Origin of the sequence: Escherichia sp. MOD1-EC5990 (assembly GCF_002965285.1) — a bacterium.
In the GTDB taxonomy this organism is placed as follows: Bacteria; Pseudomonadota; Gammaproteobacteria; order Enterobacterales; family Enterobacteriaceae; genus Escherichia; species Escherichia coli_F.
In genome coordinates, this window is sequence record NZ_PTRV01000065.1 from 1 (window position 1) to 1294 (window position 1294).

The window sequence follows — 1294 nt, forward strand, 5'->3', positions numbered from 1 at the left end:
GAGTCCGGCCTGTATTACAACCGCCACCGCTATTATGACCCGCTGCAGGGGCGGTATATCACTCAGGATCCGATTGGGCTGAAGGGGGGATGGAACCTGTATACATATCCGCTGAGCCCGGTGAATGGCATGGATCCATTAGGATTATATGAATTTAAATCAAAAAATATAGATGATATTGGAATATTTGCATTGGCAATGTGTAATGGAGAATCAATTAACGAGAATAAAGAATATGGTGGACTAATATGTAAGAAGCAAGGTGAATATTTCCCCATGAATCCGATAAGTTCAAATGATAATGATAGTGTAGACTTGCGAAATATAAAATGCCCTGAAGGTTCAGAGAGAGTAGGCGATTATCACACTCACGGTTTTTACTCTGACGATAAAGGAAATAAAGTAACAAAAGAAAATGATGTTTATGATAGTCTAAATTTTTCAAGCAAAGATTTAACGAATTCTTATATGAATGGAATGGGAAAAAAAGAATACAGTAGTTACTTGGGAACACCAAATAACACCTATCTAAAATATAATCCCAAAGCTAAAGGGAATGGAGTTACAATTATCAGGCAAGGGAGTAATTAAAATGAAGGCAATACAATGTTGTTATTTCCTTGCTTTAGTCTCCAGTCATTTAATGGCTGGAGTTATGAGTGATGACAATATATTTTTAAGTAATTCGGATTTGGCTGCTTTATATTGTGTGGCTAAAATATTTCCAGATGGAGAAAATATTTTAATATATAAAGTAAATATAATTAATGCTAGTTCAAAAAAAGATGTATTTTTTTATGAAAGCCCAACATCAACCCACAATGACATAATGGGGGGCGGGGGAATGTCATATGCCTATGAATATGATGTAAAATATAATATATGTCATTTGAGAAAAAAAAGCAGAATGAGGTAAAAATCTTTGGCTATGTATTCAGTCTGGTAATCATCCAAGGAAAGCTCATCAGAAGGGTGATGACTCCAATTAGTAGAACATATATTTTCGATAAAAGCACCGATGACTTTTTCATGAAGTTCTACAGAACGCGAGAAACAGATGGTTCTGCGGGCCAGACGTTTGATTCGGGTTCTCAGGGTCAGATTGTTACGCTCAATATGCTGAGTAAAAATCTTACCAGTCAGATGCTTCTCCTTTGGTAACTCTCTAGCGTAACTACCCCATTCGTCAGTGGTCAACATGCCGACAGGGAAAGATCACGGTGTGCCGTAGGCACAAAGATGCAAAACGGGACGTTTTGCATGTAATAAGCATAAGCTTGTGAAGAGATGGTGG

Annotated in this window: 2 protein-coding genes and 1 pseudogene; 2 read left to right on the top strand and 1 reads right to left on the bottom strand. The window is 37.2% G+C overall.

Going from position 1 to position 1294, the window contains the following annotated elements:
• Positions 1–591: RHS repeat-associated core domain-containing protein (locus BEB42_RS25860; protein ID WP_114475600.1), on the top strand; the 591-nt coding region annotated here is incomplete at its 5' end.
• A 1-nt stretch (position 592) separates the two neighbouring features.
• Positions 593–916, top strand: a complete 324-nt coding sequence (locus BEB42_RS26570; RefSeq protein ID WP_001612119.1) for an RHS element protein dsORF-f3 — start codon at positions 593–595, stop codon at positions 914–916.
• An 83-nt stretch (positions 917–999) separates the two neighbouring features.
• Here the strand turns inward: BEB42_RS26570 and BEB42_RS25865 are convergent.
• Positions 1000–1197 (bottom strand): annotated as a pseudogene (locus BEB42_RS25865) (IS1 family transposase); the annotation flags it as partial.
• Positions 1198–1294 lie beyond the last annotated feature (97 nt).

Excerpts from the sequence above, each read along its gene's own strand:
- BEB42_RS26570 (WP_001612119.1), top strand. The coding sequence starts at position 593 with ATGAAGGCAATACAATGTTGTTATTTCCTTGCTTTAGTCTCCAGTCAT.